The following is a 26786-nucleotide window of genomic DNA, read 5'->3' on the forward strand; positions in this document are numbered from 1 at the left end:
GGGTTAAGGTCGCGCGATGAATGTATCGATCGCCGCCGTGCAAACCGACCGCGAGGAAATCGCCAACACGCTGACCCACGGCCTCGGCATCATCCTCGCCGTCGCCGGCACAGCCGTCCTCCTGACTGCCGCGCAGGCGCGCTCGGCGCCACATGCGACCATTGCCTGCGCGGTGTACGGCGCGACCATGATCGTGCTCTATCTCGCCTCCACGCTGTACCACGGCGCCGGTATCCAGCACGCGAACGGTACCGCGCCGCCACGCCCGCGCCTGCGCGCGTTTGATCACATCGCGATCTTCCTGCTCATCGCCGGTACCTACACGCCGTATGTGTTGATCACCTTGCGTGGAGTCTGGGGCTGGAGCCTGTTCGCGATCGTCTGGTCACTCGCCGTGCTCGGCACGGTGTTCGAACTGACCCACCTGCGGCGCTATCGTGGCGCGATGGTCGCGCTCTACATCGGCATGGGTTGGGTCGGCATAGCCGCGATCAAGCCGCTCGTCGCCGCACTCGCCCCCGCGGGACTGTGGCTGCTGTTCGGCGGCGGCGCGGCATACACGCTCGGCGTGATCTTCTACAAGATGAAGTCGCTGCGCTATCACCACGCGATCTGGCATGTGTTCGTGCTGGCCGGCAGCGCGATGCAGTATTTCTCGATCCTGCGCTACGTCGTTCCCGCGCGCGCGTGAGCGATCTCGTTACCCACCGCGGCGGTTGCCACTGCGGCGCGGTGCGCTTCGAAGTCGACGCGCCCGCGCGCATCGCCGCGCTCGACTGCAACTGTTCGATCTGCCGCATGGCGGGATTCCTGCACCTGATCGTGCCACCCGCGCGCTTCCGCCTGCGCGCCGGCGCCGACGCGCTGAATGAGTACACCTTCAACACCGGAACCGCGAAGCACCGCTTCTGCCGTGACTGCGGCATCAAGTCGTTCTACATCCCGCGCTCGAACCCGGACGGTTTCGACGTCAACGTGCGCTGCCTTGATCCGGCGACGATCGACGCCGTCGACGTGCAGGCGTTCGACGACGCCGATCGCGACGCGGCCACCGCGGCGATTGCGCATCTGTCGCATTGAATCTTGCGACACGAAGGAGGCCGCTCAATCCAGATGCGGTCGCATCAGCGCTTCGAACCACTCCACAAACGCGACGAGGCGGCGCGAACGTTGCGCGCGATGCAGGTAGAGCACGGATACCTCCATCGCGGCGGCGCGATGTGCAGGCATCACTTCGACGAGCTCGCCGCTGCGCAACAGATGCTGCACGTCATAACGGGGTACCTGGATCAGGCCGAGGCCGGCCTGGCAGCAGGCGATATAACTTTCGGCGTTGTTGACGATGACGCGGCTCGGCACCGCGAGGTGTTTTTCGCCTTGCCTGGTTTCGAATTCCCACTGCGTTTCGCGCCCGGTCGCAGGCGAGGCATAGCCGACCATCCAATGCCCGTGTTTCAGATCCTCGGGTTTGCGCGGCATGCCGAACTTGCGCAGGTAGACGGCACTGGCACAATTGATCAGGGCCAGGCGCCCGAGCGGATGGGCGACGAGGCTGCTGTCGTGCAGGCTGCCGATACGCACGACGCAGTCGACACCTTCGTGCACGAGGTCGATCTGGCGGTCGCTGGAGCCCAGGGCCAGTTGCAGGTGCGGATGGCGCTGCAGGAACTCCGGCAAAGCCGGGGCGACGAGGCGGCGTGCGATGCGGCTCGGCACGTCCACCTTCAAACGTCCGGAGACGCGTCGCGGTTCGGTCTGGAAGAGCTGGACGACGGCGTCGGCGTCGGCGAGCAGCCCGCGCGCTCGTTCGAGCAGTGCGGCGCCATCGGCGGTCATCGTCACCTCGCGCGTGGTGCGGTGTAACAGGCGCACGCCCAGCGCGTTTTCGAGCTGCCGGATCGCCGCCGACACCGACGCACGCGGCAGGTCGAGCGCGTTCGCGGCCTTGATGAAACTGCCCATCTCGGCGATGCGGACGAACAGGCGGTATTGATCGAGCGTGTCCATTCCGATGCGCTTTCTCCGGGCTTTGCCCAAGATATCACCCGGAGAAACCGCCTTCATCCAGCCAGGCCCGTTCCTGCGGCGTCGTTTCGCGACCGAGCACGGCGTTGCGGTGCGGAAAACGGCCGAAACGCCGGACGATGTCGCGATGCCGGCGCGCGTGCGACAACCATGGCTCGCCGAGTTCCAGATGCAGTTGGAGCGAGCGGTCCTGATCGGCCAGCGCTTCGGAATGCGCGAACGGCAGGCAGAAGAAGACGCGCAAATCGTGCTCGACCCCTTCCATCTGCCCCGCCGCGGTGGCGCTGGCCGCGAAATGGCGCGCGAGCGCATCGGTCGCGTACATCTGCGCAGTGCCGCGAAAGGCGTTGCGCGGGAATTGATCGGTCAGGATCAGCAGCGCCAGGCTGCCGATGGCGTTCGATTGCCAGTGATCGAGCTCGCGCCGCGCCGCGGCGAGGTGGGCATCCAGGAATGCAGCGCGAAACTGCCGGTCGAAGTCGGCGTCCTTGGTGAACCAGCGGGAGGGGCCGGCGTTCTTCCAGAACCGGACGATCTCTTCGGCGGACGAGTGAGTCATGCAGCGTTCGCGGGAACAGGACTGGCCATCGATCGTGGGTCGCTTTCAGGAAAACACGCTCAAATTCTTCGCGATGTCCTTGCCGGCATACGTCGGGAACACATCCAGCTCGAGATCGGGATTGCCGATCAGCATCGCCTTGGTATTGCTCAGCGCGTCGAACCCGGCTTTGCCGTAATACTTGCCCATGCCGCTGTAGCCGACGCCGCCGAACGGCAGGCTGTCGATCCAGCAATGCAGGTTGGTCTGATTGACGCAACCGCCGCCGAACGACAGGCTGCCGAGCACGAAGTCGATGGTGCTCGGGTTCTTGCTGAAGACATAGGCTGCCAGCGGCTTCGGTCGACGCTTGATGATGCCGACGGTCTGCGCGAGATCGCGATAGGCCAACACCGGCAGCACCGGGCCGAACACCTCCTGCTGCATCGCCGGATCGTCCCACGCCGATGGATACAGTACCGTAGGCTCGACGTAGCGCGCCTGGATATCGCTGCGCCCGCCATGCACGACCTTGTGCGGCAGGATATACGAAACGACGCGCGCAGCGTCGTGCGTGCCGATCATGCGCGCAAAGTCGGGGCTTTGCTGCGGATCCTCACCATACATCTTGACGATGGACGCCTTGAGCTTGCCGATGAACGCGTCTGCGACGTGTTCGTGCACGCAGACGTAACCCGGTGCAATGCACCACTGTCCGGAAATCGCATTGTGCCCCCAGGCAATCCGATCGGCAGCGATGTCGAGGTTGGCCGTCTCGTCGACGATCGTGGGATTCTGCCCGCCGAGTTCGAGCAGCACCGGCGTGAGATTCTCCGCCGCCGCGCGCATGACGACCTTGCCGACCGAGGAACTGCCCGTGAAGAAAATGAAATCGAACGGCAGTTGCAGCAGATCGGCGATCTCCTCGCGCCCGCCCGTCACCACCGCGACATTTTCCGGCGCGAAGTATTGCCCGATGTATTTCTGCAGCAGCGCGGCGGTGGCCGGCGTGGTGTTCGCCGGCTTGAGGATCACCGTGTTTCCGGCGGCGAGCGCGGCGATGGCGGGGTCGAGCAGCAGCAGGATCGGCGCGTTGAACGGACCGATCACGAGCGTAACGCCGTACGGTTCCTTGTAGATGACGCCACGATTGCCGGTCGCTTCCAATCCCCGCGGGATCGGCACCGGCTGCGGAGCCATCAGCTCCTTCAAGTGTTCGCGATAGTACCGGATCACGCCTGACGGCACGGTCATCTCGAACAACTGCTCGAACGGCGGCTTGCCGAAATCCCGATACAGCCCGGTGCAGAATTCGTCCTGATGGTCGCGCAGCATGCGCTCCATGCGGTCGAGCTGATCGATGCGCCATTCGTACGACTTGGTCGCGTCGCCGAGAAAATGCTCGCGCTGCGCATCGAACAGAAGCTGGAATCGGTTTGCCATCGCGGCATAGCCCGCTATTTCGTCGTATAGCCGCCGTTGATCAGGATGGTCTGGCCTGTGATCCACCAGCCGTCGGAGACGAGAAAGCGGATGAACGGAACCACGTCGTGGATGTCGGTCAAGCCGGTCTTGGAGAACTTCGACAACGCCGCGGCCGTCTTGTGGTAGGCCACCGCGTCGGCGCCTTCGGCCGGATAGAAGAATGGCGTATCCATCGGCCCGGGGCCCACCGCCGTCACCGAGATGCCGCGCTCGCCGAACTCCTTCGACGCCGCGCGGGTGAAATGCTCAACCGGCGCCTTCGTGCCTTCGTAGGCGGCGTAATACGGCGTGTAGGCGCCAAGCAGCGACGTCACCAGGGTGACGACCTTGCCGTTGTCGTTGACCTGCTTGCCGGCTTCCTTGAGGAAGAAGAACGCGGATTTCGAATTCACCGCGGTCATTTCGTCGTATTCGGCCTCGCTGATCTCGACCATCGGTTTCTTCAGCACCTTGCCGACGGTGTTGATCGCGATGTCCGGCCGGCCGATGGCGGCAACGGTATCGGCGAACAATTTCTCGACCGCAGCCGCCCTCGTCAAATCCGCCTGGAATGCCACGGCCTTCGCGCCGGCCGCCTTGATCGCGGCCACGGTGGCCTCTGCCTCGGACTTCGTTGCAGCGCTGTTGTAATGGACCGCGACAGCTTTCGCGCCGTTCGCCGCCAGATCGCGCGCGATCAAACCACCGAGGTTCTTCGCGCCGCCGGCGACGAGCGCGACTTTGCCTTTTATGGAATGGTCTGCCATGGGAATCTCCGTGTCGTTGCGGGGATCCCGATTCTAGTTGGCACGCAAGTGCGGATTGGACAGCGCGGCGTGGATGGATCATCCAGGATTTCCGACCAATCCGACGACTGCGATCGGGCCGCCGCGGTCAGAGCATGAAACTCAGCGCGAACACGCCGAGCATGGTGAAGCACAGCGCGATCTTCGCCAGCGTGCCGAACAGCAGGCCGAGCCAGGTGCCGACGCCGACGTGTGCCGCGCGATCCAATCGGCTGCCGACCAGCAATTCGCCCGCGACCGCGCCGAGAAACGGCCCGAACACGATCCCGGGCAGGCCGAAGAACAGGCCGACCACGGTGCCGATCATCGCCCCCCAGATCGCATGCGGGCTCGCGCCGACGCGCTTGGCGCCGAGCAGGCCCGCGACGAAATCGATCGCCAGCGCCAGCAGCGACAAGCCGCCGAGCACGATCAGGGTGAACGTGCCGACGTGCTGGAAGTGGTCGGCCCACGCCGCGAGCAGCATGCCTGCGAACACCAGCGGCACGCCGGGCAGCGCCGGCACGACGGTGCCGGCGAGTCCGGCAAGGATCAGGATCGCGCTGAGGGCGAAATACAGTGCTTGCTCGGTCGGCATGTCGTGGCGTTCAGTGCGGGCCCGAGCCCGGGGTCGGCGCGGACGGCGTTGCGCTGTCCTTGTCGAACGCGTCGCGGTACTCCGGCTTGATCGCATCGATGAACAATTTCACCGGCACCTCGATCTGCTGCGCGCCGTCGGTCTCGGCGGCGACCTGGCCGGGTGCGAAGATCAGGGTGATGCCGATCGCCTTGCCGTCGACGCCGTCGACGAGAAATGCGGCGAAATTTTCCGCCTTGGGCTCGGTGCCCTTGTCGACCAGCGCGTGCATCGCCTTCATCCGCGCGGTGAGTTCGGCCTGCGGCAGGTTCTGGTTGTACAGGCGCGCCTCGTATTCGGCGTACAGGCGGCGGCGCGCTTCTTCGCTGAAGGTGTTCAGCGCGGCCGCCGGATCGGTGAACAGGTCGCCGAACGCGACGATCTTGCCGCTGCCCAGATGCTGGGTGAACGTGGCGCGCAACGGTGTCGGTTTGCCGTCGCCGACATCGGCCTGGCCCTGCGTGAGCGCGCTGACGAAGGCGACGGTCTGGGTGGCGATGGTGAAATCGAGATCGAGCTTGCCCGGCCGCTCGGCGCGCTCGGCTTCGGGTTTGAGCTTCTTGATGCGCGTGGCGAGTTCGGCCTGCTGCGCCTGCGTGTAGGCGTGCATTGCGGCGTCGAGCGGGGCGAGCTCGCTGCGCATGGACGGATAGCGCGCGTCGACCTCGACGCCGTCGCTGCCGGCGGCTTCGACCTTGTCGGTGATGCGCGGAATGGACGGTGCCGACGATTGGGGCTGTGCGGCAGGAGCAGGCGCGGGTGCCTGGCTGCAAGCTGCGCAGGCGAGGACGAAGGCAAGGAACGGCGCAAGTTTGAGGCTTCGCGACGCAGCGCGAAGTATCGGGGAAAACGTCATGGACACGGCGAATTTCAATACGGCGGCGACGCAGTGTAGTCGTTGCAACGTCTGCATTCCACGCATCCCTATTGAATTGACAAGGCGCTTAGAAATTCTTAACGCAAAAGCAACGCTTCTCACCCATTCGCAGCCTCGCGGCGCCTGCGCCACGCACCGTCACGGCAATGTTTTTCGCCATACGTTTCAGGCTGATAGGATGGTGGGAATCGCAACGCGCAGGCGGCGCGAATCTCGCCGGAAGGAACTGATGCATGGGCATTCGATATCTTTCTCTCACGTTTGCCGCTTGCGTACTTTTCCTGACCGTCGCATCAACCACCGCGGCCGGGCCACAGCTCGAAGTGCGCCTGCCCGACACCGGGCCGGGGCGGCTGGCGGACGGATGGCTGAAAGTCTGCCGAACGCACGACGCTGTGAAGATCAAGGCCTGGACGCTCGCGCATCTGTCCGTCGAAACCGCAAAGCACGCTCCTGTCGATGCGATCGCGCAACAGGAAGCCGAAACTTGTTCGCTCAACGGCGGCTACCGCGTCGCCGAAATCAAGCGCTCGGAAGATCAGGCGGTTGAATGGTCTATGGTCGGTTTGAAAACCAGCATCTGGTATCAGATGAAGTTCGATGCCGACGCCTCCGGCAAAATCATGAATGCCGGCATCTGGCCAATCATGCCCGCGGAATCGGCCCTGCCAAAGGACTTGAGCGACAGCGCACTCGCGACGCAGGTGAAAAGCATCGTCGCCCAACGCGCAAAACTCGGATTGTTTTCCGGCATCGTCAGCGTCGCACGCGGCACCCAAGTCATCGCGAGCGCGAGCGGCGGTTACGCAAATCGCGAGAAGAAAACACCGATCACCGGCTCGACTCAATTCGCCCTCGGATCGATGGGCAAGATGTTCACGGCAGCCGCGGTCGGCCAGCTCGTCGATCAAGGCAAGATGACGCTGGACGACAACGTCGGAAAGTTCTTCCCCGACTATCCGAACCAGTCCGTGCGCGACAAGGTGACGATGCGCATGCTGTTGTCTCACACCGCAGGCATGGGTGATTTTCTCCGCAAAGCTACGCCGGCCATGGTGAAAGAAGGGATCAAACGTGCTTCGGAGATCATGCCGCTGTTCGATAAAGACGAACCGCTGTTTGAACCAGGCACGAAGTGGGACTACAGCAACGCCGGCCTTGCGCTCGTTGGCGCGATTGTCGAGAAAGCCTCAGGCGAGGACTATCCCGACTACCTGCGCAAGCACATCTTCGCCGTCGCGGGGATGACGAACAGCGACCCCAACAATATCCCGCATACCAGCTCGCTGCTGGCCACGCCATACACGAAGATGACCGAGAAAGGTCGGTCGCTCGACTGGCATGCAACCGAACCTGGTATGGGTCTTGTCGGCACCCCGGCGGGCGGAGCGCTTTCGACCGCCGATGATCTGATCCGTTTCGCCGACGCCTTGCGCAACGGCAAACTCGTGAGCAAAGCCGTGTTCGCCGAGATGACGAAGCCTTGGCGCACGAGCGAGCACTACGGCCTGGCGATGGAGATCGAAGATGTTTTCGACCGCCCCGTGGTTGGTCACGGCGGCGGATTTCCCGGCGTCAGCACGCATTTGTATCTGCTCCTCGATTCACCGTATACGGTCGTGGTACTCGCCAATCAGGATTCGCCATATGCAGTCATGGAACTGGCCAATCAGGATCCGCGTTCGGACGTGCTTGCGGGTTGGCCAGCGCTCGCTTTGACGGTCGAAAAAGCGAAAGCGGAATCGAAACGAAATCCATAGCCGAAATTTGCGAGCCTAATCGAGCCGCTTGCGTGTGCGCAGCACCGCGATCGTCAGAGTGATGACGCAGAACGCGGCGAGCGCGGCCAACTCCGGCCACAGTTCGCGGAGATGAGCCCCGCGCAGCATGATGCCGCGGATCAGGCGGATGAAATGCGTCATCGGAAAGATTTCCGCAAGGTATTGCGCCGGCCGCGGCATGCCCGCGTAGGGGAACATGAAGCCCGACAGCAGGATCTGCGGCAGGAAGGTGAAGAACGCGAGTTGCATCGACTGGAACTGCGTCTTCGCCAGCGTCGAGATGAATACGCCCAGCGACAGCGAGGCGACGATGAAGACCAGCGCCGCGCCGTAGACATCGGCCAGCGTGCCGCGGATCGGCACGTGGAAGATCAGCATGCCGAGCAGCAACACGACGGTCACCTGCACTAGGCCGATGCCGACGAAAGGCAGCACCTTGCCCAGCGTCAGTTCGAACGGAGAAACCGGCGTTGCGATGAGGAATTCGAGGTTGCCGCGCTCGCGCTCGCGCACGATCGCCATCGCGGTGAACAACACCATCGTCATGGTCAGGATCACGCCGATCAGGCCGGGTACGGTGTTGACCGGCGCGAGCCGCGCCGGGTTGTAGAAATTCACGATCTCGACATTTTTCACCGGCGCCGCCGTGGTCGGATCGAGCAACTTCTGCAGCGGCAGCAGAGCAAGCTGCGCCGCCGCCTGCTGCACGACCTGGTCGGAGCCGTCGACCACGATCTGCAACGGCGGGCGCACGAACGCACGCGGGTCGGCTGGCGGGCGCGGCAGGGCCTGCTCGGCCAGGCGCCGCTCGAAGTCGGGCGGGATCACCAGCGCGGCGCTGACCTTGCCGGCACGGATCAGGTCGTCGAGTTCCTGCGGTGTCCGCAGCCGGTAGCGGAAATCCATCACGTCGGTCTGCGCGAGCGCGGCGGTGACCTCGCGCGCGTGCGCCGTCTGCGCCTGATCGAGCACGGCCGCGGGCAGGTGGCGGATGTCGAGGTTGATCGCATAGCCGAACAGCAGCAGCTGCATTGTCGGGATGCCGACGATCATCGCGAACGTGAGCCGGTCGCGGCGCAACTGGCGCAGTTCCTTGAGCACAATGGAAAACAGGCGGCGCAGGTTCATTGTAGCGCGGCCTCGCGTTGCGGCTTCTGCGTGGCGACGACGAACACGTCTTCGAGGTTGGCTTCGACTTCGCTGACATGCGCCTCGATGTCTTGCTGCTGCAGCCTCGCAGCAATCGCCGTGCGCGCCTGCGCGCCTGAGCGCACGAGCACCCGCAAGTGCGCGCCGATCTGCGCCATCGACACGATCGCGACATCGCCTTCGAGTGCCTGCTGCGCGCGGCGCGGGTTTGCGCATTCGATCAGCAGCACGCTGCCGGGCAGCGCCGCGCAGAGTTCGCGCGGACTGCCGTCGGCGACGAGACGGCCGCGGTCGAGGATGGCCAGACGATGGCAGCGCTCGGCCTCGTCCATGTAGTGCGTGGAGACGAGGATCGTCGTGCCGGCGTCGGCGAGCGCGAACAGCGAATCCCAGAACTCGCGCCGCGACTGCGGATCGACCGCGGAGGTTGGCTCGTCGAGCAGCAGCAGCTCGGGCTTGTGCAGCACTGCCGCGGCGAGCGCGAGGCGCTGCTTCTGCCCGCCCGACATGGTGCCGGCGAGCTGGTCGTGCTGCTGCGTCAGCCAGTACGTCTGCAGCAGTTCCTCGATGCGCTGCTTCGCGTCGCTGCGCGAAAGCTCGTGCACGGCGGCGACGAAATCGAGGTTCTCGACCACGCTCAGGTCATCGTAGAGCGAGAACTTCTGCGTCATGTAGCCGATGCGCCGCTTGAGCGCCTCGGCGTCGCGCGGAATCGTGCAGTCGAGCACGCGCATGTCGCCGCTGGTCGGCAGGAGCAGGCCGCAGAGCATGCGAATCGTCGTCGATTTGCCCGAGCCGTTCGGCCCGAGGAAGCCGTAGACCTGCGCACGTGCCACGGTGAGGTCGACGTGATCGACCGCGACGAGCCCGCCGAACTTCTTGGTCAGGCCGCGCGCGACAATGGCGTTGCTTTCAGTCATGTGCGGGAGGAGCAAAAGCGCTGAACGCAGTTAAAAGGCGGATTGCCGCGGATAAGAGCGGATAGAACAAAAGTGATCATATTTTCCTTTGCAACATCCGCTTTGATCGGCTCTCTATCTGCGCAAATCTGTGTTCAACGCTTTTTTTCTTCGGCAAGACTCGCGCGGCACGGCAGGCCCGCGGGCAACTCCTTCGTCTTGTCCGTGGCATCGAGCAGCAACTCCGCGCGCCAGGCGAGCCGGCTCGCATCGTCGCCGCTGAGCGCGTAGTACGGGGTGAACGTCGGTTCGCTGGCGATGCGCTGCACGGTTGCGTCGAACGCCGCGGCGGCACCGTCGATGCTGACCTTGAAGCGCGCGCCCTGCGTGAGGTTCGCACGCAAGGTCTCGGGCACGTAGACGCGCGCATACGGCGCGTCGCCGACGAGCAGGCTGACCAAGCTTGCGCCTTGCGCGGGGCGGTCGCCGAGCTTGTACGGCAGCAAATCGACGCGGCCGGCGCGGGTCGCGCGCACGCTCAGGCGCGACAGCGTAACCTGCAATTGCGCGAGCTGTGCCCGGGCCTGCGCGAGCGCGGCCTCGCCCTGGCTGACGTCCTCGACGCGCGTGCCGTGCAGCAGCTCGTCGAGACTGGCGCGTGCGGAATTCGTTTCGGCGTTGGCCTGGCGCAGCGCGGCATCGGCGTTGTCGAGATCGGCCTGGCTGTTGAGTCCGCGCTTGCGGATTTCGGCCGCGCGGTCGCGCGCGAGTTTCGCGTTGACCGCGCCGGCCTGCGCGCGCGCGAGTGCCGCGCGCGAAGCGTCGATCGTTTCGATGCGCGCACCGTGGCGCAGTTCGTCGAGGGCCGCGGTGAGCCGCGCGACATCGGCCTGCGCCGCGTCGACCTGCGCCTGCGTGCGGCGCGGATCGAGCGTGAGCAACAGCTGGTCGGCAGCGACATGCTCGCCTTCCTTGACCAGGATCTGCGTGATCGGCTCGGACACCTCGGCGGGCATTGCGATGCGATCCCATTCGAGCGTGCCGAGCAGCGCGCCGGCATCGTTTTCGCGTGCGCAGCCGGCGACGGACAAGGCGACGATGCAGATGAACAGACTAGCGTTTCGGTTTCGCATGGATCGGCTCCAGTACGCTGTCGATGACGGTCAGAGTGTGCGCGATCAGCGCCTCGTTGACGCCGTCCTCCAGGAGGGGCTGCTGCGCGGCCTTCGTTCTGGCCCAGGTGCGCAGGGTCTGCGCCTTGCCGGCGGCGACGCCGTCGAGCATCGCCGTGGCCATGCCGCGCCACACCGGCAGCGCGGCGAACGGAAACACGACGAGGCTGATCAGCGACAGACCGAGCAGCAGCGGCTGCAGGTCGTTGCGGATTTCGCCGCGACGCTGCGCCGCGGCGATCTGGTACAGCGCCATCGGCGCGATCGTGGCCATGAACTGCGCCTGCATCTGCGCGCGCAGCGCGCCGCCCTCGCTGAGTACCTCGCGCGCCATCAGTCGCGGCATCCATGGATTGGCCGCGATGTTGCGCATGTGCGTTTGGACAAAGCGGCGCAGGGTGGCGCGCGGGCTCGGCAAGGGCTCGCGCAGCGGCGCCACCGACACGGCGATGAACGGCGCGATGCGCTCGTCGAGCACGGTTTGCACGAGTGTGTCCTTGCTCGCGAAATAGTAGTGCAGCAGGGCCGGCGTGACCCCGGCGCGGCGTGCGATCTCGCGCAGCGGCGTCGCCGCGATGCCGCGTTCGCCGAACAGCGCGATCGCCGCGTCGAGCAGGCGCAGGCGCTGGTCGATGCCCGCCGCTGCGCTCGGCCGCCCGGGGCCGCGCGGCGCCGCGGCAACGGCCTTTGCCGCGCGCGGCCGTATCGCCTTCGCCTTGCTCGCGGCGGTCAGCCTCGTCGATTTCGCGGATATTCTGCCGGGCATGGAAAGGATAATAATTGAATAGTTAATTAATTTCAATCGCGGTCGTGGCAGCGCGACGCGCGACGGTTGCTTCAGCGGCGGTCGGCGTCGCCGGCCCCGCGTCCCGCCTGCGGCATCGCGGCGGACAGGTGGGCGGCGACGAAATCGACGAACGCGCGCACCTTGGCCGGCACGAAGCGCGCGCTCGGGTAGACGGCGTAAACATCGCGCGCCGCGGTCGACCAGCCGGGCAGCACGCGCTTGAGCTTGCCGCTGCGCAGATCGTCCGTGGCGAGCACCTCGGCGACGAGCAGGATGCCGACGCCGCTGCGGCAAGCGGCGAGCAGCGCGAGCGCGTTGTTCGAGCGCAACGGGCCGTTCGCGTCGTGTGCGCAGCGCGCATCGCCACGCACGAATTCCCAGCGCCCCGGCGGAAACGTGCCGCCGACATGGACGAGGCAGTCGTGCGTGGCGAGCTGCTGCGGCCGCCGCGGCACACCGCGGCGCGCAAGGTAGCCGGGGCTGGCGACGAGAATCTGCCGGTTCGGCGCAAGCCGCCGCGCGATCAGCTGCGAGTCGGCAAGCTCGCCGATGCGCAGGGCCAGGTCGAAACCTTCCTCGACCAGGTCGACGAAGCGGTTGGACAAATCCAGGTCGAGCCGCAACTGCGGATGCGCGGCGAGGAAACGGTCGAGCACCGGTGCGATATGGGTCAGGCCGAAGCCGCTCGGCAGGCTGACGCGCAACGTGCCGGTCAGCGTCGAACCGAGATCGCGTACCGCGGCGTCGGCGCCATCGAACTCGCCGAGCAGAGTTTCGCAGCGCTGGAAATACGCGCGCCCGGCCTCGGTCGGCGCGACGCTGCGCGTGGTCCGCTGCAGCAGGCGCACGCCGAGCCGCTTCTCGAGCGCGGCGACCGCGCGGCTGACCGCGGAGACGTGCCAGTCGAGCTCGCGTGCCGCGGCGGCGAAACTGCGCCGACGTGCGACCTCGACGAACGCCACGACTTCGTTGAACCGGTCCATTATTGCAGATTCCACAATAGTTCATTGCATTCTATCCCGTTTATCGCGAACTCGCGCGCGCCTATCCTGCCCGCGACTGGAGATCGGAACGTCGCAATGAAACTCGAAATGCCACCGCTGGCCGCCGTTTCCGCGCCGAAGCTTGCGCCGCCGACCGCGCTGCTCGGCGGCGCATTCGTGCTGCTCTGGTGCACGGGCTACCCGGCAGCAAAGCTCGCGCTCGCGCATGCGGCGCCGCTTACCTTGCTCGTGCTGCGCTTCGGCAGCGCCGCCGTGCTGCTCGCGGCACTGGCCCTGTTCGCGCGCGCGCCATGGCCGCGCGGCCGCGCGGTGCTGCACAGCGCGGTGACCGGCGCATTGTCGCTGGCGTTGTCGTTCGGCGCGCTGTACGTCGCCGTCGCCCTCGACGTCAACGTCGGCATCGCCGCGCTCGTGATCGGCATGACCCCGATCGCGACCGCGCTGATTTCGCGAGCGCTCGGCGAAGCGCTGGCGCCGCGCCAATGGCTCGGGTTCGCGTTCGGCGCCGCCGGCGTGGCGCTCGCGGTCGCCGACCGCATCGGCAGCAACGATGCGCCGTGGATCGCTTACGCGCTGCTGCTGCTTGGCCTTGCCGGCATCGGCGCAGGCACGGTGTACCAGAAGCGCTTTGCGGTCGACGTCGATCCATGCGCGGGGCTCGCGATCCAGCAGGCCAGCGCGACCGTGCTGCTGCTGCCATTCGCGCTGCACGAAGGTTTCCGTTTCGACGCCTCGACGGCGCTTCTCGGCAGCCTGGGCTGGCTCATCGTGGTCAATTCGCTGGTCGGGTTCGCGCTGATGTTCGTGTTGCTGCGGCGTGGCGCCGCGAGCCGCGTGGCCGCACTGTTTTTCCTGGTGCCGCCGGTCACCGCGATCATGAACTACTTCGTGCTTGGCGATGCGCTGACCCTGGCCAAGATGGCCGGCTTCGCCCTCGCTGCATTCGGCGTCCGGCTGGCGACGCGCGAAGCCGCTATGCCACGCGCGTCCTGAGCGCGCCGTCGATAATGGTGTGCGACCGCCCGCCGACCCAGACCGCATCGCCGCCGTCGATGCGCACGTCGATCGTGGCGTCGTGACCCATTTCGCGGCCCTGGCTGACGCGATAGCCGCGCGCGAGCGCACCCTGCGGCTCGCGCTGCGCGATATAGGCAGCGATCAATCCGTTCGCCGCGCCGGAGGCGGGGTCCTCGACGATGCCGACGCCGGCCGGGAATGCGCGCACGACGAGCTGATAGTCGTCGGGGGCGCCGCCCGCGCGCGCAAAAGCGCACAGGCCGAGACTGTCGCCCGCGCGCGCGAGCGCGAGGATCGCCGCATGATCCGGCTTCCACGCGCGCAACGAGGCCTCGTCGGCGAGCTCGGCCACCCACCAGCGACGCCCGCCCTCGATGAACGCGGGCGGCAGCGCGCCGAGCGGCGTATCGCCAAGCACCGCGCGCAGCAGCGCATCGTCAGCGCCGCTGCGCAACACGCGCGCCGCCGGCGCCTGGACAAATAGACGTCTGGACGTCCCTTCGCCATCGATGCGTACAGGCAGCAGGCCCGCGCCGCATTCCTGAATCAGCTCGCCGTCGCGCGCCTGCACGCGGCCGATTTCGAGCGCGGCATGCGCGCTGCCTATGGTCGGGTGGCCGGCGAACGGGATTTCCCTGGACGGCGTGAAGATGCGCAGGCGATAGCTCGCGCGCGCGTCGCTCGGTGCGAGCACGAAAGTGGTTTCGACCAGATTGGTCCACCTGGCGAAACGCTGCATGTCGGCATCGCCCCACGCTTCCGCGCCGAAGACAACGGCAAGTGGATTGCCACCGCCGGCGCGTTCCGAGAAAACATCCACTTGCAGGTAGCGCAGCGCGACCGGATCAACGTTGTTCATGTGCTTGGATTGCTTCTCACTTCATCGCCAGCGACACGGCGATGCCCACCCATAGCGCCATGCCGACCCAGTTGTTGTTGCGGAATGCGGCAAAGCATGCGTCGCGATCACGCTTGCGCATGGTCCACAGCTGCCGGGCGAACAAGCCCGCGGCGATGGCGACGCCGGCGAAATACGGCCAGTGCAGATGGCCGCGCTGCGCGACCAGTGCCATCGCCAGCAGGAACGTCGCCATGAGCACGCCGAGAATGGCGAGGTCGGCGTCGCCGAACAGGATCGCGGTCGACTTCGCGCCGACGCGCCGGTCGTCGTCGCGGTCGACCATCGCGTATTCGGTGTCGTAGATCGTCGAGAACAGCACGTTGGCGAGAAACAGCAGCCAGCACAGCGGCGGCGTCGAGTTCGTCACCGCGGCGAAGGCCATCGGAATGGCCCAGCCGAAGGCGGCACCGAGATAGACCTGCGGCAGGTGCGTGTAGCGTTTGGTGAACGGGTACGTCGCGGCGAGGAAAGCGCCGACGAAAGACAGCTCGATCGTCAGCCGATTGGTGAACAGCACGAGCACGAAAGCGCTCGCCAGCAAAGCGACGAACACGAACAACGCTTCGTGCGGCCCGATTTTCCCGGCCGCGATCGGTCGTTCGCGCGTGCGCTTGACCTGTGGATCGAGCTTGCGGTCCGCGTAGTCGTTGATCACGCAACCGGCCGAGCGCATGAGGAATACGCCGAGAGTGAAGATCAGCAGCGCGCGCCATGGCGGAAAATCGCCGGCGGCAAGCCACAGCGCCCACCAGGTCGGCCACAGCAGCAGCGCCGCGCCGATCGGGCGGTGCATGCGCGCGAGCTTCGCGTATTCGACCAGACGCTCGCGCCAACCTGCCCAGTCGATGCCCGCATGTGCCGGTTTCTCGATTTCGGCCTTGCCGAGCGAGCGTTTGACCGCGCCGACCGGCGGCACGGAAATCCGCGGGCGCGCGCCGAGGTCGGCCCGCCTCGCCTTCGTCGGGCTCGCCGCCACGGTGGCGCTTTTCGCCGCGGGCGGGGCGAGCGGCAGCGAATCCTGCGCATCGGATTTCGCTTTCGTTCGCGAACGGCGAAGTTTCTGCGGCGGAGACGGCTGATCCATTGCGTCAAGTGTAACCTGCCGGCCTTGCCTTCTCCCATCCCGAGGATCGACAGCCGCGCATGCGGCAAACGCAACGGAGTATCCTCGCGCGGGTCCTCCATCGAGACGCAAACATGCTGCCCTCGCGCTACCTTCCCTTCGCGCTTTGCCTCGCGCTGTTCGCACTGTCGGTCGCCATGCTTTGGGACGGATGGTTGTGGCGCTGGACGGCGGTCATCTGCGGCGCGCTGTCGCTGCTCGGTGTGCGCGACCTGTTGCAGACCCGGCATACGCTGCAGCGGAATTTTCCGGTCACCGGCCACCTCCGCACCTTCTTCGAATTCTTCCGCCCGATGATGCGCCAGTACGTGGTCGAGTCCGACACCGAGGAAGTGCCGTTCTCGCACGCACAGCGCTCCGTCGTCTATCAGCGCGCGAAGAACGTCGAGGACAAGCGTCCGTTCGGCAGCGAGCTGAATTTGTATGCAGCGCAATACGAGTGGATCAATCATTCGCTCGCGCCTTCGATGATCGCCAGCCACGACTTCCGCATCACGATCGGCGGCCCGCAATGCACGCAGCCGTATTCGGCCAGCGTGTTCAACATCTCGGCGATGAGTTTCGGTGCGTTGAGTGCGAATGCGATCCGCGCGCTCAACGAAGGCGCCAAGCGCGGCGGCTTCTACCACGACACCGGCGAGGGTTCGATGTCGCGCTACCACCGCGAGATGGGCGGCGACATCTGCTGGGAGATCGGCTCGGGCTACTTCGGCTGCCGCAACGACGACGGCAGTTTCAGCCTCGACAAATTCGCCGCGAATGCGATCGACCCGCAGGTGAAGCTGATCGAGATCAAGCTCTCGCAGGGCGCAAAGCCCGGCCATGGCGGCGTGTTGCCCGGGGTCAAGGTAAGTGCGGAAATCGCCGAAGCGCGCGGGGTGCCGATGGGCGTCGACTGCGTTTCTCCGGCCGCGCATTCGGCGTTCTCGACGCCGCTGGGATTGCTCCAGTTCGTCGCCCGACTGCGCGAAAAATCCGGTGGCAAGCCGACCGGTTTCAAGCTCGCGCTCGGCCATCCGTGGGAGTGGTTCGGCATCGCCAAGGCCATGCAGGAATCGGGCATCCTGCCCGATTTCATCGTCGTCGACGGCGGCGAAGGCGGCACCGGCGCGGCGCCGCCCGAATTCACCGACCATGTCGGCGCGCCGCTGCGCGAGGCGCTGCTGCTGATCCACAACACCCTGGTCGGGCTGAACCTGCGCGACAAAATCAGTCTCGGCGCGAGCGGCAAGGTGATCACCGCGTTCGATCTCGCGCGCACGCTCGCGCTCGGCGCCGACTGGTGCAACGCCGCGCGCGGTTTCATGTTCGCGCTCGGCTGCATCCAGTCGCAGAACTGCCACACCGACCGCTGCCCGACCGGCGTCGCCACGCAGGATCCGGGGCGCTGGAAGAAACTCGATGTACCGGGCAAGTCCGAGCGCGTGCACAGGTTCCACGACAACACGCTCAAGGCGCTCAAGGAACTGATCGCCGCCGCTGGCCTGACCCATCCGGGCCAGCTCGGCCCCGAGCACATCATCCGTCGCGTGTCCTCGACCGAAGTGCGCTCGCTCGCCACGCTCTATCAATACGTTGAACCCGGCGCGCTGTTGAACGGCGGGGTGCCGGCGCATGCCGTGTTCCAGTCGTTCTGGCGCGAGGCTCGCGCCGACACGTTTGCCGCGCCGCGCGCATTGCTCGACTTACAGAAGACCAAATCGCGGTAGCTGCTACGCGGTGGCCGCCAGCCTGCGCCTTCGCGCCGGCGTGCCGACCAGGTCCAGGAAGTTGTTGAATACCGCATGCGCGCGTTGCTGCATCGCTTCGATGCGGGCGAAGGTGTCGGCGCGGATCGAATCGGCGTCGCGGCCGAGACCGGCGGCGATCAGCTCGTCGCGATAGGCCGGCAGCTCGAGCCAGCGCTCGATCAGCGGCTTGTCCATCTCGAGGTGGAACTGGAAACCGTAGGCGTTGCCGCCGTGGCGGAAGGCCTGGTTCTCGCACGTGCCTGTGCGCGCGAGATGCGTGGCGCCCGCGGGGAGGTCGAAGGTATAGCCGTGCCACTGGAAGATCGGCGCGATGGCGCCGAGCGGCGCGAGCACGGGATCGCTGCGGCCCGCGTCGGTGGTCGCGAGTTCGTACCAGCCGATTTCGCTGACCGCGTTGCGCCGCACCTCGCCGCCGAGGGCGTGCGCGAGCAGCTGCGCGCCGAGACAGATGCCGAGCACGGGCTTGCCCTGCACGAGCGCCTCGCGGATCACCTCGATCTCGGTCTGCAGATGCGCGCGCGCGTCGCGTTCCTCGACGTTCATCGGCCCGCCGAGCACGATCAGGCCCTGGTAGCGGTCGAGCCGCGGCTTGGCCTCGGGCTGGCGTTCGAAGTTGACGAACTTGACCCGGTGCCCGCGCCGCCGGATCAGCGGATCGAGCGTGCCGAGCGGTTCGGCGGCAACGTGCTGGAAGACGAGAATGCGCGACATGGCTTTTGTTGGGAGGTACGGTTGCGATTGACCGCTACTGACATTTGCGTTCAACGACCAGCGCAGAGGCAAGCCACAAAAAAACGGGCCCGCGAGGAGCCCGTTTTACTTGAATCAAACCGCACTGTCGATGCCGATCAGAAGCCGTAGACGAGATTGGTCGTCAGCAGCTGGTCGGTTTTCTTGCCGACGGTCACGTCGGTGTTGTGGCGCACCTGATAGCCGGCCTTGAGTGCGAGGCGATCGCTCATCTTCACCTGCAGGCCGAGATCATTCTGCAGATACGTGTTGTCGCCATTGCCTTCGACAAGGAGCGTGTTCACGAGCGAGGTCGACTCGTTGAAGTTGTGCTTGTAGTTGACCAGGCCGCGCAGGACAACACCACTCTCGGAATCCGGTTTCGGACCCTTCGTGATCAACGGCGGATTCACCGAATTGTCGACGAAGGTCGGCGCGATCGGCTGAATCACCTTGTAGCCGGGGCCGACTTCGAACGACAGTTCATCCGCGGCGTTCTTCAACACCTGATAGCCGTAGCCGATCGACGCGGTGTACTGATACGTGTAGGGCGAGAACGCATCGTGCTCGTAACGCAGCGCGCCAACGATGTAGCTGCGGTCATCGAACTTGTAGCCGGCCGATGCACCCGCGTTGTAGCGATTGGCGGTCAGATCGTAACTCGAACCCGTGCCGATGGTGTAAGCACCACCTGCCGTCGCCGGCGGAATGACGTAGTACGTCTTCACGTTGGCCTTGCTGCGCTGCGCCTCGAGGAAGAAGTCGTACTTCCACAGATCGTCTTCCTTCTTCAACGTCAGCTTGGCGTTGAGGTTCTGCGACTTGGCGTTGCCGCTCGCGAGGGCAAGGCCGGCTTCGCCGCTGCCGTGCCAGTTGCCGTCGTTCGTGTCGGCCGCATGCGCGGCGAACGGGAGGGCCAGCGCGAGCGCGCAGGCGAGGATGGTCTTGTTCATCGGGATCTCCTTGTTGGTTCTGTGAGCGGATTCGAAAAGGGGGCGCATTATGTCCCACGTTTTCAGCATCGAACCCGCGTCAGCTTCCGTTCATTCAGGTATACATCAGGAAAACGTTAATTTGTATTTTATGGGATAAATATACAATTTGCATTTGTATCATCCCTTCGGGATCGCCCGCGTGTCTTCTTCGCGCGAAGACGCGCGGACGCGTGCGGCGATGCGTCTGCACCAGGGCGAAATCCGCCGCGCCGGGCATTCCCGAGTTCGCGTACCATAGCCGCATGGACCGCTATGAACGCATTCTGACCCTGCACCGCATCCTCAAGTCGGCGCGCCGGCCGGTGCCGCTGGCACGCCTGCTCGACGAGCTTGAATGCTCGCGCGCGACCGCTTATCGCGACATCGCCTTCCTGCGCGACGCGCTCGGCGCGCCGATCGAAAGTGACGGCGAGAACGCGGCTTACAGCTATGCCGTCGAGGAAGGCGAGTGTTTCGAACTGCCGGGTCTGTGGCTGACCAGCGAAGAGTTGCAGGCCTTGCTTGCGCTCAACGAGCTGATCGGCCGCACCGGTCCCGGCGTGCTCGCCTCGGCGCTCGCGCCGTTCCGTTCGCGCATCGACAAGCTGCTGACCAGCCAGGTCGACGGCGGCGCGCGCAAGGCGCCGCTCGAGCGCATCCGCGTGATCGGCTACGGTACGCGCAAGATCGACGAGGCGACGTTCCGCCATGTCGCCAGCGCCGTGCTCGAACGCAAGCGCCTCAAGTTCGCCTATCGCGCGCGTTCGACCGACCAGGCGACCGAGCGCGCGGTATCGCCGCAGCGCCTGACCCACTACCGCGACAACTGGTATCTCGATGCCTGGGACGAAAGCCGCGACGGACTGCGCAGCTTCGCCGTCGATCGCATCAAGGATACGCAGGTGCTCGATGCCGTCGCGAGCGATCGCGATGACGAGGAATTGAACAAGCATCTCGCCTCGAGCTACGGCATCTTCTCCGGCGCGCCAAAAAACTGGGCAACGGTGCGTTTCTCCGCGCACGCCGCGCGCTGGGTCGCCGACGAGCACTGGCACTCGCAGCAGCAGGGCGCCTGGCTCAAGGACGGGCGCTATGAGTTGAAACTGCCGTACAGCAATTCGAAGGAGCTGCTGATGGACGTGCTCAAATACGGTCCCGATGCCGAAGTCGTCGCGCCGCTGAGCCTGCGCGAGGAAATGAAGATCCTGCTGCAGCTGACGATCGGCGGCTACGCCGGGGACCCGGCATGAGCAACTCACGCGCTGCGCCGACGGTTTCGCTCGTGCTCGGTTCGGGCGGTGCGCGCGGCTACGCGCATATCGGCGTGATCGAGGAACTGCGCGCGCAGGGTTTCGACATCCGCAGCATCGCCGGTTGCTCGATGGGCGCGCTGGTCGGCGGCATCTACGCCGCAGGCAAGCTCGACGACTACCGCGACTGGTCGCGCACGCTGCAGCGCCTCGACGTGCTGCGCCTGCTCGACTGGACGCTTTCCGGCGGTGGTTTCATCAAGGGCGACCGCGTGCTCGGCCAGATCAAGAACCTGATCGGCGAGGTGCGCATCGAGGAGTTGCCGGTCAACTTCACCGCGGTCGCGACCGATCTCTACGCGCAACGCGAGGTGTGGTTCTCGCGCGGACCGCTGTTCGACGCGATCCGCGCCTCGATCTCGATCCCGACCGTTTTCCGCCCGCACCACTACGAGGGGCGCACGCTCGTCGACGGCGGACTGCTCAATCCGGTGCCGGTCACGCCGACGCTGCGCGATCTCACCGACTGCACGATCGCGGTCGACGTCAATGGCCCGGACGAAGATCCGGCCGGCCAGCCGGGCACAACGACGGGCGATGCGACCTTCGGCGACATGGACGAGGCGCTGGCCGCGAACGAGCACGTCGAGGCGTTGCCCGCGCCCGCGAACGAGGCCGGCGGCGCGCTGACGACGTCGCGGCGCAAGATCGCGAGCTTCATCGACGGGCTGCTGGAGAAGCGCGAAAAGCGGCATGCCGAACGCGCCGCCGATCCAGGCGCGCTCGAACTGTTCGCGCGCACGCTCGACGTGGTGCAGCAGACGGTCACGCGCTACAAGCTTGCTGCGCAGCCGCCGGATCTGATCGTGCGCGTGCCGCGCAATGCCTGTGCGTTCTACGAATTCCATCGCGCCGACGAGTTGATCGAACTCGGCCGGAAATGCACGCGCGAGGCCATGCAGCATTGGCAGGTGCCGGTGCGGCGGCGATCCTGAAGCAACGGCTTCCGGGCGCCCCGGCACCATTTCCGCCAGCGTTCGCCCGCGCCGCACTCGTGCGGTTGCCGCCTGCCGCTGTCGAAAAAAAACGGCCCGCTGGGGAGAGCGGGCCGTTCGGGGTCGCAATGCAGAGGCCGGGGGTAGCGGCCTGGGGAGTCCTGCACTACGGGGCACACGATACCCGGACAAAGCTTACAAAAGCCTGACGATGGCGTAAGAGTTGTGCGAATTCGCGGGCTTTCCTGCGTTGGGCCGCAGCCGGCGTTCGCCCGCGGCTGGTAGCGGTGGCGGTTGGCGTCGCGCGGTGGGGCGCCTCGCGTCGGCCGCGTCTACGCTAACATCACGCGCATGACGATCAGCGATGTGAATGCCGCGGCCGGCGGCCTGCGCGGCCTGCTCGATGTGCTCTGGCGCATCCACGCGCGCAACGAGACCGCGGTGCTCGGCATCGTGACCGCGACCCAGGGCTCGACCTACCAGAAACCCGGCGCGCTGGTGCTGCTCGACGGCAAGGGTTTGCGCCACGGCGTGATCAGCGGAGGCTGCCTGGAACCCGCGCTTGAAGACGCGTCGCGCGAAGTGCACAAGTCCGGGCGTGCGGCCATTGTCGAGTTCGATACGCGCAGCGATGAGGATCTGCTGTTCGGCAGCGGCATCGGCTGCCGCGGCCACGTTGCCTTGCTGTTGTTGCCGTTGCCGCCGCAGGCGCCACTCGCACGCGCGCTGTTCGCTGCGCTCGATCGCGGCGTCGGCCTGCATCTGTCGTTTGCGCTGGACGCAGCCGCGCCGGGCGCGGGCAACGCCGGTTTCGTCGGGGCGGCCTCGCCCGAACCTGCCGCACGGTGGGATAGCGAAGGCCGCGCATCGCCGACGTCCCCTGTCACGAGCTTGAGCATCACCATTCCCGCGCCGCCGCGCCTGCTTCTGTTCGGTGCCGGGCCGGAAACGGCACCGCTGGCGCTGATCGCACGCAGGCAGGGCTGGTTCGCCGATCTCGTCGAACATCGCGGACGCTGGGCCGCGTTCGCCAAGGACGCCGCCATCGATCGTCTGATCGATCAGCCGCCCGCCGTGGCGGCCGCCGCACTGGCCGGCGAGCGCTACGACGCGATGCTGCTGATGAACCACAACTACTCGCTCGACCGGGACTGGTTGCGTTTTTGCGCCGCAGGCGAGGCCGGCTACATCGGCCTGCTCGGTCCCGCGGCACGGCGCGATGCGCTGCTGGGCGAACTTGACGAGGCAGCGCGCGCACGCCTCGCGTCGCGTCTGCGCGCGCCGGTCGGGCTCGATCTCGGCGGCCACGGCGGCGAAGCCGTCGCGCTAGCGATTGCGGCGCAGTTGCAGCAGCACTTCTGCGCGCCGGTGCGTGGCGGCGCGGCGGCCGCGGCGGCAGACGCGCGTGCCTGATCACGCGCCCGTGCACGGCGTCGTCGTGCTCGCCGCCGGAGCGTCGACGCGTCTGGGGCGGCCCAAGCAGCTCATGCTTCACCACGGCGAAACCCTGGTGCGTCGCGCCGCACGCATGGCGCTGGCAACGCAACCCGGCGACGCGGTCGTCGTGCTTGGCGGCGAAGCCGGCCCCGTGTTCGCGCAGGTGCAGGATCTGCGCGTGCGCCGCGTCGACTGCGCGGATTGGCGATACGGACTGGGCGCGTCGCTGCATGCCGGAGTCGCCGCGCTGGCAGCCGAATGCGTGGGCGTACTCGTCGTGCTCTGCGACCAGCCCACGCTCGACGCGGCGCACCTGGTTGCGTTGCGCGCTGCCTGGCGCGAAGCGCCCGAACGTGGTTCTGCGTCGTTCTACGCGAACAAACCCGGTGTGCCGGCCCTGCTGCCGCGGGCATGGTTCGACGAGCTCTGTCCGACGGCGGATCGCGGCATGCGCGATCTGCTGGTTCGGCATCGCGACCGCGTCGCGGTGATCGCCAACGAGGCACTGGCCGCCGATATCGACCTGCCTGCCGATTTGCGCCACCTGTCCTGAGCGCGAATCGCGGGCCGTCCGTCCTGCAATTCGTCGCTGCGCGGCAAGCCCCGCAGCGCAGTGCCGAACCCGTCAAACGGATGTTCCGCAGCGTATGGATTTCTTCACCTGCGCGGAGTAGCGTGCACAACTTCCACGGCCAACGCTGCGAGGTGTCCGATGAAACTCGACGTCAACGGGCGGGAGCATGAAGTCGATGCGCCCGGCGACATGCCGCTGCTCTGGGTGTTGCGCGACCTGATCGGCCTGACCGGCACCAAGTTCGGCTGCGGCATGGCCCAGTGCGGCGCCTGCACCGTGCATGTCGACGGCGTGGCGATGCGTTCGTGCGTCACGCCGGTCGCGACGCTCGCCGGCAAGAAAATCACCACCATCGAAGGCATCGGCAAGGACGGCGAGCATCCCGTGCAGCGTGCGTGGATCGAAGCCGACGTCGTGCAGTGCGGCTATTGCCAGTCCGGCCAGATCATGACCGCCGTTGCGCTGCTCAAGCAAAAGCCGCAGCCGACCGACGCCGACATCGATGCGGCGATGAGCGGCAACATCTGCCGTTGTGGAACCTACCAACGCATTCGCGCCGCGGTGCATCGTGCAGCGGCGTTGACCGCCACGGCAGCAGTCGGCGAGGAGGTGAGTCATGTGGCGTGAAGGCATGAATCTTTCCGAAGTCATCGCGTCGATGGAATCCTCGACAGCCTCCCGGGCCCAACCTGCTGCCGAAGGCAAGGGTTTCAAGCAAACGGCGAGCCGTCGGGATTTTCTCAAGGCCGGTGCCGCGGCGTCGGCGGGTCTCGTCGTCGCCTGCTTCCTGCCGCTCGGCGCGCGCCGCGTGTTCGCGCAGGACGTGGCCAAGCAACCGGCGCCGATCCCGCCGAACGCGTTCGTGCGCATCGCGCCAGACAACAGCGTGACCGTGCTGCTCAAGCACTCGGAGATGGGCCAGGGCGTGTGGACCTCGATCCCGATGGTCGTCGCCGACGAGCTCGATTGCGACTGGTCGAAAGTGCACGTCGAGCATGCGCCGGCCGCACCCGAGTACAGGCACACGGTATTCGGCCTGCAAATGACCGGCGGTTCGACGAGCACGTGGGAATCGTTCGCGCAATTGCGCGAAGCGGGCGCGATGGCGCGCGCGCTGTTGATCGCGGCGGCGGCGAAGAAATGGAATCTCGCCGGCACCACGGATTGCCGCACCAAAAACGGCATGGTGTTTTGCGGCGACAAGAAGGCGAGCTACGGCGAACTCGCCGAGGCCGCGGCCAGGCTGCCGATGCCGACCAATGTCGCATTGAAGAAGCCCGAGGAATTCCGTCTGATCGGCAAGCCGATCAAACGCCTCGACAGCAAGGCCAAGGTGACCGGCACGGCCGAATTCGGCATCGACGTGAAACGGCCGGGCATGCTGATCGCGACGATCGCGCGCGCGCCGGTGTTCGGTGCCAAGGTGAAATCGTTCGACGCGACCAAAGCCAGGACCGTGCCCGGCGTCGTCGACGTGATGCAGGTACCGAGCGGCGTGGCCGTGCTCGCCAAGCATTTCTGGGCGGCGAAGCAGGGCCGAGATGCGCTCGTCGTCGATTGGGACCTCGGGCCCGGCGCGGCGATTTCCACCAGCGGCCTGCGTGCCGAGTATCGCAAGGCCGCGCAGACGACCGGCACCGTGGCGAAGAAGGCCGGTGACGTCGACGCGGTATTGAAGGCCGGCAAGGTCATCGAGGCGGAATACGAAGTGCCGTTCCTCGCACATGCGCCGATGGAGCCGCTCAACTGCACTGCCGAAATCGGCAAGGATGGCTGCGACATCTGGACCGGCACGCAGTTTCAGGGTGTCGACCAGATGGCCGTAGCGAAACTGCTCGGTCTCAAACCCGAGCAGGTGCGTATCCACACCACGTTTCTCGGCGGCGGCTTCGGCAGACGCGCCAATCCGCAATCGGATTTCATCGTCGAAGCGGTCGAGGTCGCGAAGGCTTCGAAGCAGACGGTCAAGGTCGTGTGGACGCGCGAGGACGACATCCACGGCGGCTACTACCGGCCGATGTGGCTGTCGCGCCTGCGCGCGACCCTGGCCAAAGACGGCAAACCTGCGGCCTGGGCACACACGATCGTCGGTCAGTCGATCATCGCCGGAACGCCGTTCGCGGGCGCGATGATCAAGGACGGTATCGATGGCAGCTCGGTCGAAGGTGCCGCCGATGCGCCGTATCTCGACGCCGTACCCGCGCATCGCGTCGATCTGCATACGCCATCGAGTCCGATCACCGTGCTGTGGTGGCGTTCGGTCGGACACTCGCACACGGGTTTCGTCGTCGAAAGCTTCGTCGACGAACTCGCGCATGCGGCGAAGCAGGATCCGTTGAAGTACCGCCAGGCGCTGCTGCCGGAAAAATCGCGCGAGCGCCTCGCGCTCGATCTCGCCGCAGAAAAGTTCGGCTGGGGCAAGGCGCTGCCCAAGGGCCGCGCGGCCGGCATTGCCGTGCACGCCTCCTTCGGCAGCTACGTCGCGCAGATCGTCGAAGTGTCGGTCGAAGGCAACGGGCCTGATAAAGGCAGGATAAAAGTACACCGCGTCGTCTGCGCGATCGATTGCGGCCCGGTGGTCAATCCGCTCACGATCGAGGCGCAGATGCAATCGGGCATCGCCTTCGGTCTCGGCGCCGCGTTGCACAGCGAGCTGACCCTCAAAGACGGCAAGGTCGAGCAATCGAATTTCCACAACTACCTCGTGCTGCGCGCGAACGAGATGCCGAAGGTCGAGGTGCACATCGTGCCGAGCACCGACAGGATGGGCGGTGTCGGCGAACCCGGCACGCCGCCGATCGCGCCGGCCGTGGCGAACGCCGTGTTCGCGGCGACGGGCCAGCGCCTGCGCAAACTGCCGCTCAGGCTCGCCTGAAACGCAGCGACGCCTGCGCGTGAGCGCAGGCGTTCCATCGGC

The 26786-nt window shown here is 66.1% G+C and carries 26 protein-coding genes; 11 read left to right on the forward strand and 15 right to left on the reverse strand.

The genetic code is table 11. From position 1 onward, the window contains the following. The first annotated feature begins 16 nt into the window (after positions 1-16). Positions 17-691: a PAQR family membrane homeostasis protein TrhA gene (gene trhA / locus AC16HO_RS13320; RefSeq protein WP_395643197.1), complete on the forward strand. Its 675-nt coding sequence runs from the start codon at positions 17-19 to the stop codon at positions 689-691. Continuing rightward, positions 688-1080 (forward strand): GFA family protein, encoded by a 393-nt coding sequence (locus AC16HO_RS13325; RefSeq protein ID WP_395643196.1) that lies wholly within the window; start codon positions 688-690, stop codon positions 1078-1080. Before trhA ends, AC16HO_RS13325 begins: the two co-directional genes overlap by 4 nt. A gap of 24 nt (positions 1081-1104) precedes the next feature. On the opposite strand, the gene AC16HO_RS13330 is transcribed toward AC16HO_RS13325, so the two are convergent. From AC16HO_RS13330 to AC16HO_RS13355, 6 genes are all read right to left on the reverse strand, one after another. After that, positions 1105-2007 (reverse strand): LysR family transcriptional regulator, encoded by a 903-nt coding sequence (locus AC16HO_RS13330; RefSeq protein ID WP_395643195.1) that lies wholly within the window; start codon positions 2005-2007, stop codon positions 1105-1107. Between the two features lie 34 nt (positions 2008-2041). Continuing rightward, entirely contained in the window at positions 2042-2584 is a 543-nt protein-coding gene (locus AC16HO_RS13335) for a DUF924 family protein (protein ID WP_395643194.1), read from the reverse strand. A gap of 45 nt (positions 2585-2629) precedes the next feature. Beyond that, entirely contained in the window at positions 2630-4006 is a 1377-nt protein-coding gene (locus AC16HO_RS13340) for an aldehyde dehydrogenase family protein (RefSeq protein ID WP_395643193.1), read from the reverse strand. A gap of 14 nt (positions 4007-4020) precedes the next feature. Continuing rightward, positions 4021-4794, reverse strand: a complete 774-nt coding sequence (locus AC16HO_RS13345) for an SDR family oxidoreductase (RefSeq protein ID WP_395643192.1) — start codon at positions 4792-4794, stop codon at positions 4021-4023. A 127-nt stretch (positions 4795-4921) separates the two neighbouring features. Next, entirely contained in the window at positions 4922-5410 is a 489-nt protein-coding gene (locus AC16HO_RS13350) for a DUF456 domain-containing protein (protein ID WP_395643191.1), read from the reverse strand. A gap of 10 nt (positions 5411-5420) precedes the next feature. Continuing rightward, on the reverse strand, positions 5421-6305 hold the full coding sequence (locus AC16HO_RS13355; RefSeq protein ID WP_395643190.1) for an RsiV family protein: 885 nt from the start codon (positions 6303-6305) through the stop codon (positions 5421-5423). 344 nt (positions 6306-6649) lie between these two features. Between AC16HO_RS13355 and AC16HO_RS13360 the strand changes: the two genes are divergently transcribed. Beyond that, positions 6650-8086, forward strand: coding sequence for a serine hydrolase domain-containing protein (locus AC16HO_RS13360; protein WP_484335543.1), 1437 nt, complete (start codon positions 6650-6652; stop codon positions 8084-8086). Positions 8087-8101: 15 nt separating this feature from the next. On the opposite strand, the gene AC16HO_RS13365 is transcribed toward AC16HO_RS13360, so the two are convergent. The 5 genes from AC16HO_RS13365 to AC16HO_RS13385 form a co-directional block, all read right to left on the reverse strand. Continuing rightward, complete coding sequence (locus AC16HO_RS13365) at positions 8102-9235, reverse strand: ABC transporter permease (RefSeq protein WP_395643188.1); 1134 nt, start codon at positions 9233-9235, stop codon at positions 8102-8104. Further along, on the reverse strand, positions 9232-10176 hold the full coding sequence (locus AC16HO_RS13370) for an ABC transporter ATP-binding protein (protein ID WP_395643187.1): 945 nt from the start codon (positions 10174-10176) through the stop codon (positions 9232-9234). Before AC16HO_RS13370 ends, AC16HO_RS13365 begins: the two co-directional genes overlap by 4 nt. Positions 10177-10310: 134 nt before the next feature. Next, positions 10311-11288, reverse strand: coding sequence for an HlyD family secretion protein (locus AC16HO_RS13375; RefSeq protein ID WP_395643186.1), 978 nt, complete (start codon positions 11286-11288; stop codon positions 10311-10313). Then, positions 11269-12093 (reverse strand): TetR/AcrR family transcriptional regulator, encoded by an 825-nt coding sequence (locus AC16HO_RS13380; RefSeq protein WP_395643185.1) that lies wholly within the window; start codon positions 12091-12093, stop codon positions 11269-11271. Before AC16HO_RS13380 ends, AC16HO_RS13375 begins: the two co-directional genes overlap by 20 nt. 71 nt (positions 12094-12164) lie before the next feature. Beyond that, a complete protein-coding gene (locus AC16HO_RS13385; RefSeq protein ID WP_395643184.1) occupies positions 12165-13097 on the reverse strand; it encodes a LysR family transcriptional regulator in 933 nt (310 codons plus the stop codon). A 96-nt stretch (positions 13098-13193) separates the two neighbouring features. On the opposite strand from AC16HO_RS13385, the gene AC16HO_RS13390 reads away from it, so the two are divergent. Then, positions 13194-14111, forward strand: a complete 918-nt coding sequence (locus AC16HO_RS13390; protein WP_395643183.1) for a DMT family transporter — start codon at positions 13194-13196, stop codon at positions 14109-14111. Here AC16HO_RS13390 and AC16HO_RS13395 read toward each other — a convergent pair. Then, positions 14092-14994 (reverse strand): PhzF family phenazine biosynthesis protein, encoded by a 903-nt coding sequence (locus tag AC16HO_RS13395; protein ID WP_395643182.1) that lies wholly within the window; start codon positions 14992-14994, stop codon positions 14092-14094. The two genes, AC16HO_RS13390 and AC16HO_RS13395, sit on opposite strands and share 20 nt — an antisense overlap. Positions 14995-15010: 16 nt before the next feature. Further along, positions 15011-16120 (reverse strand): 4-hydroxybenzoate octaprenyltransferase, encoded by a 1110-nt coding sequence (ubiA, locus tag AC16HO_RS13400; RefSeq protein WP_395643181.1) that lies wholly within the window; start codon positions 16118-16120, stop codon positions 15011-15013. A gap of 113 nt (positions 16121-16233) precedes the next feature. Between ubiA and AC16HO_RS13405 the strand changes: the two genes are divergently transcribed. Further along, positions 16234-17868 carry an FMN-binding glutamate synthase family protein gene (locus AC16HO_RS13405; protein WP_395643180.1) on the forward strand — a complete coding sequence of 545 codons (1635 nt, stop codon included), beginning with the start codon at positions 16234-16236 and terminating at the stop codon, positions 17866-17868. Between the two features lie 3 nt (positions 17869-17871). On the opposite strand, the gene AC16HO_RS13410 is transcribed toward AC16HO_RS13405, so the two are convergent. Beyond that, positions 17872-18621 (reverse strand): type 1 glutamine amidotransferase, encoded by a 750-nt coding sequence (locus AC16HO_RS13410; RefSeq protein WP_395643179.1) that lies wholly within the window; start codon positions 18619-18621, stop codon positions 17872-17874. A gap of 137 nt (positions 18622-18758) precedes the next feature. Then, positions 18759-19592, reverse strand: coding sequence for a DUF481 domain-containing protein (locus tag AC16HO_RS13415; RefSeq protein ID WP_395643178.1), 834 nt, complete (start codon positions 19590-19592; stop codon positions 18759-18761). A 284-nt stretch (positions 19593-19876) separates the two neighbouring features. Here AC16HO_RS13415 and AC16HO_RS13420 point away from each other — a divergent pair, with 284 nt between their 5' ends. The 6 genes from AC16HO_RS13420 to AC16HO_RS13445 all read left to right on the forward strand — a co-directional run bounded on the left by AC16HO_RS13420 (position 19877) and on the right by AC16HO_RS13445 (position 26744). After that, the gene (locus AC16HO_RS13420; protein ID WP_395643177.1) at positions 19877-20863 is read left to right on the forward strand and encodes a helix-turn-helix transcriptional regulator; all 987 of its coding nucleotides are present in this window, start codon (positions 19877-19879) and stop codon (positions 20861-20863) included. After that, positions 20860-21858 carry a patatin-like phospholipase family protein gene (locus AC16HO_RS13425; protein ID WP_395643176.1) on the forward strand — a complete coding sequence of 333 codons (999 nt, stop codon included), beginning with the start codon at positions 20860-20862 and terminating at the stop codon, positions 21856-21858. The genes AC16HO_RS13420 and AC16HO_RS13425 overlap by 4 nt, the downstream gene beginning before the upstream one ends. A 351-nt stretch (positions 21859-22209) precedes the next feature. Next, positions 22210-23271 carry an XdhC family protein gene (locus AC16HO_RS13430; RefSeq protein WP_395643175.1) on the forward strand — a complete coding sequence of 354 codons (1062 nt, stop codon included), beginning with the start codon at positions 22210-22212 and terminating at the stop codon, positions 23269-23271. Beyond that, entirely contained in the window at positions 23264-23848 is a 585-nt protein-coding gene (locus AC16HO_RS13435) for a nucleotidyltransferase family protein (RefSeq protein WP_395643174.1), read from the forward strand. The genes AC16HO_RS13430 and AC16HO_RS13435 overlap by 8 nt, the downstream gene beginning before the upstream one ends. 159 nt (positions 23849-24007) lie before the next feature. Next, positions 24008-24496 carry a (2Fe-2S)-binding protein gene (locus AC16HO_RS13440; protein WP_395643173.1) on the forward strand — a complete coding sequence of 163 codons (489 nt, stop codon included), beginning with the start codon at positions 24008-24010 and terminating at the stop codon, positions 24494-24496. Continuing rightward, on the forward strand, positions 24486-26744 hold the full coding sequence (locus tag AC16HO_RS13445; RefSeq protein WP_395643172.1) for a molybdopterin cofactor-binding domain-containing protein: 2259 nt from the start codon (positions 24486-24488) through the stop codon (positions 26742-26744). The genes AC16HO_RS13440 and AC16HO_RS13445 overlap by 11 nt, the downstream gene beginning before the upstream one ends. Positions 26745-26786: the final 42 nt, after the last annotated feature.

The sequence above is a fragment of the Rudaea sp. genome, assembly GCF_057139185.1.

What these genes read in the sequence shown, in the direction of transcription:
- AC16HO_RS13445 (WP_395643172.1), top strand. Translation starts at nt 24,486, where the DNA reads ATGTGGCGTGAAGGCATGAATCTTTCCGAAGTCATCGCGTCGATGGAA.
- AC16HO_RS13430 (WP_395643175.1), top strand. Translation starts at nt 22,210, where the DNA reads ATGACGATCAGCGATGTGAATGCCGCGGCCGGCGGCCTGCGCGGCCTG.
- AC16HO_RS13410 (WP_395643179.1), bottom strand. Translation starts at nt 18,621, where the DNA reads ATGTCGCGCATTCTCGTCTTCCAGCACGTTGCCGCCGAACCGCTCGGC.
- ubiA (WP_395643181.1), bottom strand. Translation starts at nt 16,120, where the DNA reads ATGGATCAGCCGTCTCCGCCGCAGAAACTTCGCCGTTCGCGAACGAAA.
- AC16HO_RS13335 (WP_395643194.1), bottom strand. Translation starts at nt 2,584, where the DNA reads ATGACTCACTCGTCCGCCGAAGAGATCGTCCGGTTCTGGAAGAACGCC.
- AC16HO_RS13350 (WP_395643191.1), bottom strand. Translation starts at nt 5,410, where the DNA reads ATGCCGACCGAGCAAGCACTGTATTTCGCCCTCAGCGCGATCCTGATC.
- AC16HO_RS13385 (WP_395643184.1), bottom strand. Translation starts at nt 13,097, where the DNA reads ATGGACCGGTTCAACGAAGTCGTGGCGTTCGTCGAGGTCGCACGTCGG.
- AC16HO_RS13420 (WP_395643177.1), top strand. Translation starts at nt 19,877, where the DNA reads ATGGACCGCTATGAACGCATTCTGACCCTGCACCGCATCCTCAAGTCG.
- AC16HO_RS13345 (WP_395643192.1), bottom strand. Translation starts at nt 4,794, where the DNA reads ATGGCAGACCATTCCATAAAAGGCAAAGTCGCGCTCGTCGCCGGCGGC.
- AC16HO_RS13405 (WP_395643180.1), top strand. Translation starts at nt 16,234, where the DNA reads ATGCTGCCCTCGCGCTACCTTCCCTTCGCGCTTTGCCTCGCGCTGTTC.
- AC16HO_RS13340 (WP_395643193.1), bottom strand. Translation starts at nt 4,006, where the DNA reads ATGGCAAACCGATTCCAGCTTCTGTTCGATGCGCAGCGCGAGCATTTT.
- AC16HO_RS13415 (WP_395643178.1), bottom strand. Translation starts at nt 19,592, where the DNA reads ATGAACAAGACCATCCTCGCCTGCGCGCTCGCGCTGGCCCTCCCGTTC.
- AC16HO_RS13330 (WP_395643195.1), bottom strand. Translation starts at nt 2,007, where the DNA reads ATGGACACGCTCGATCAATACCGCCTGTTCGTCCGCATCGCCGAGATG.
- AC16HO_RS13375 (WP_395643186.1), bottom strand. Translation starts at nt 11,288, where the DNA reads ATGCGAAACCGAAACGCTAGTCTGTTCATCTGCATCGTCGCCTTGTCC.
- AC16HO_RS13370 (WP_395643187.1), bottom strand. Translation starts at nt 10,176, where the DNA reads ATGACTGAAAGCAACGCCATTGTCGCGCGCGGCCTGACCAAGAAGTTC.
- AC16HO_RS13395 (WP_395643182.1), bottom strand. Translation starts at nt 14,994, where the DNA reads ATGAACAACGTTGATCCGGTCGCGCTGCGCTACCTGCAAGTGGATGTT.
- AC16HO_RS13355 (WP_395643190.1), bottom strand. Translation starts at nt 6,305, where the DNA reads ATGACGTTTTCCCCGATACTTCGCGCTGCGTCGCGAAGCCTCAAACTT.
- AC16HO_RS13440 (WP_395643173.1), top strand. Translation starts at nt 24,008, where the DNA reads ATGAAACTCGACGTCAACGGGCGGGAGCATGAAGTCGATGCGCCCGGC.
- trhA (WP_395643197.1), top strand. Translation starts at nt 17, where the DNA reads ATGAATGTATCGATCGCCGCCGTGCAAACCGACCGCGAGGAAATCGCC.
- AC16HO_RS13390 (WP_395643183.1), top strand. Translation starts at nt 13,194, where the DNA reads ATGAAACTCGAAATGCCACCGCTGGCCGCCGTTTCCGCGCCGAAGCTT.
- AC16HO_RS13380 (WP_395643185.1), bottom strand. Translation starts at nt 12,093, where the DNA reads ATGCCCGGCAGAATATCCGCGAAATCGACGAGGCTGACCGCCGCGAGC.
- AC16HO_RS13425 (WP_395643176.1), top strand. Translation starts at nt 20,860, where the DNA reads ATGAGCAACTCACGCGCTGCGCCGACGGTTTCGCTCGTGCTCGGTTCG.
- AC16HO_RS13365 (WP_395643188.1), bottom strand. Translation starts at nt 9,235, where the DNA reads ATGAACCTGCGCCGCCTGTTTTCCATTGTGCTCAAGGAACTGCGCCAG.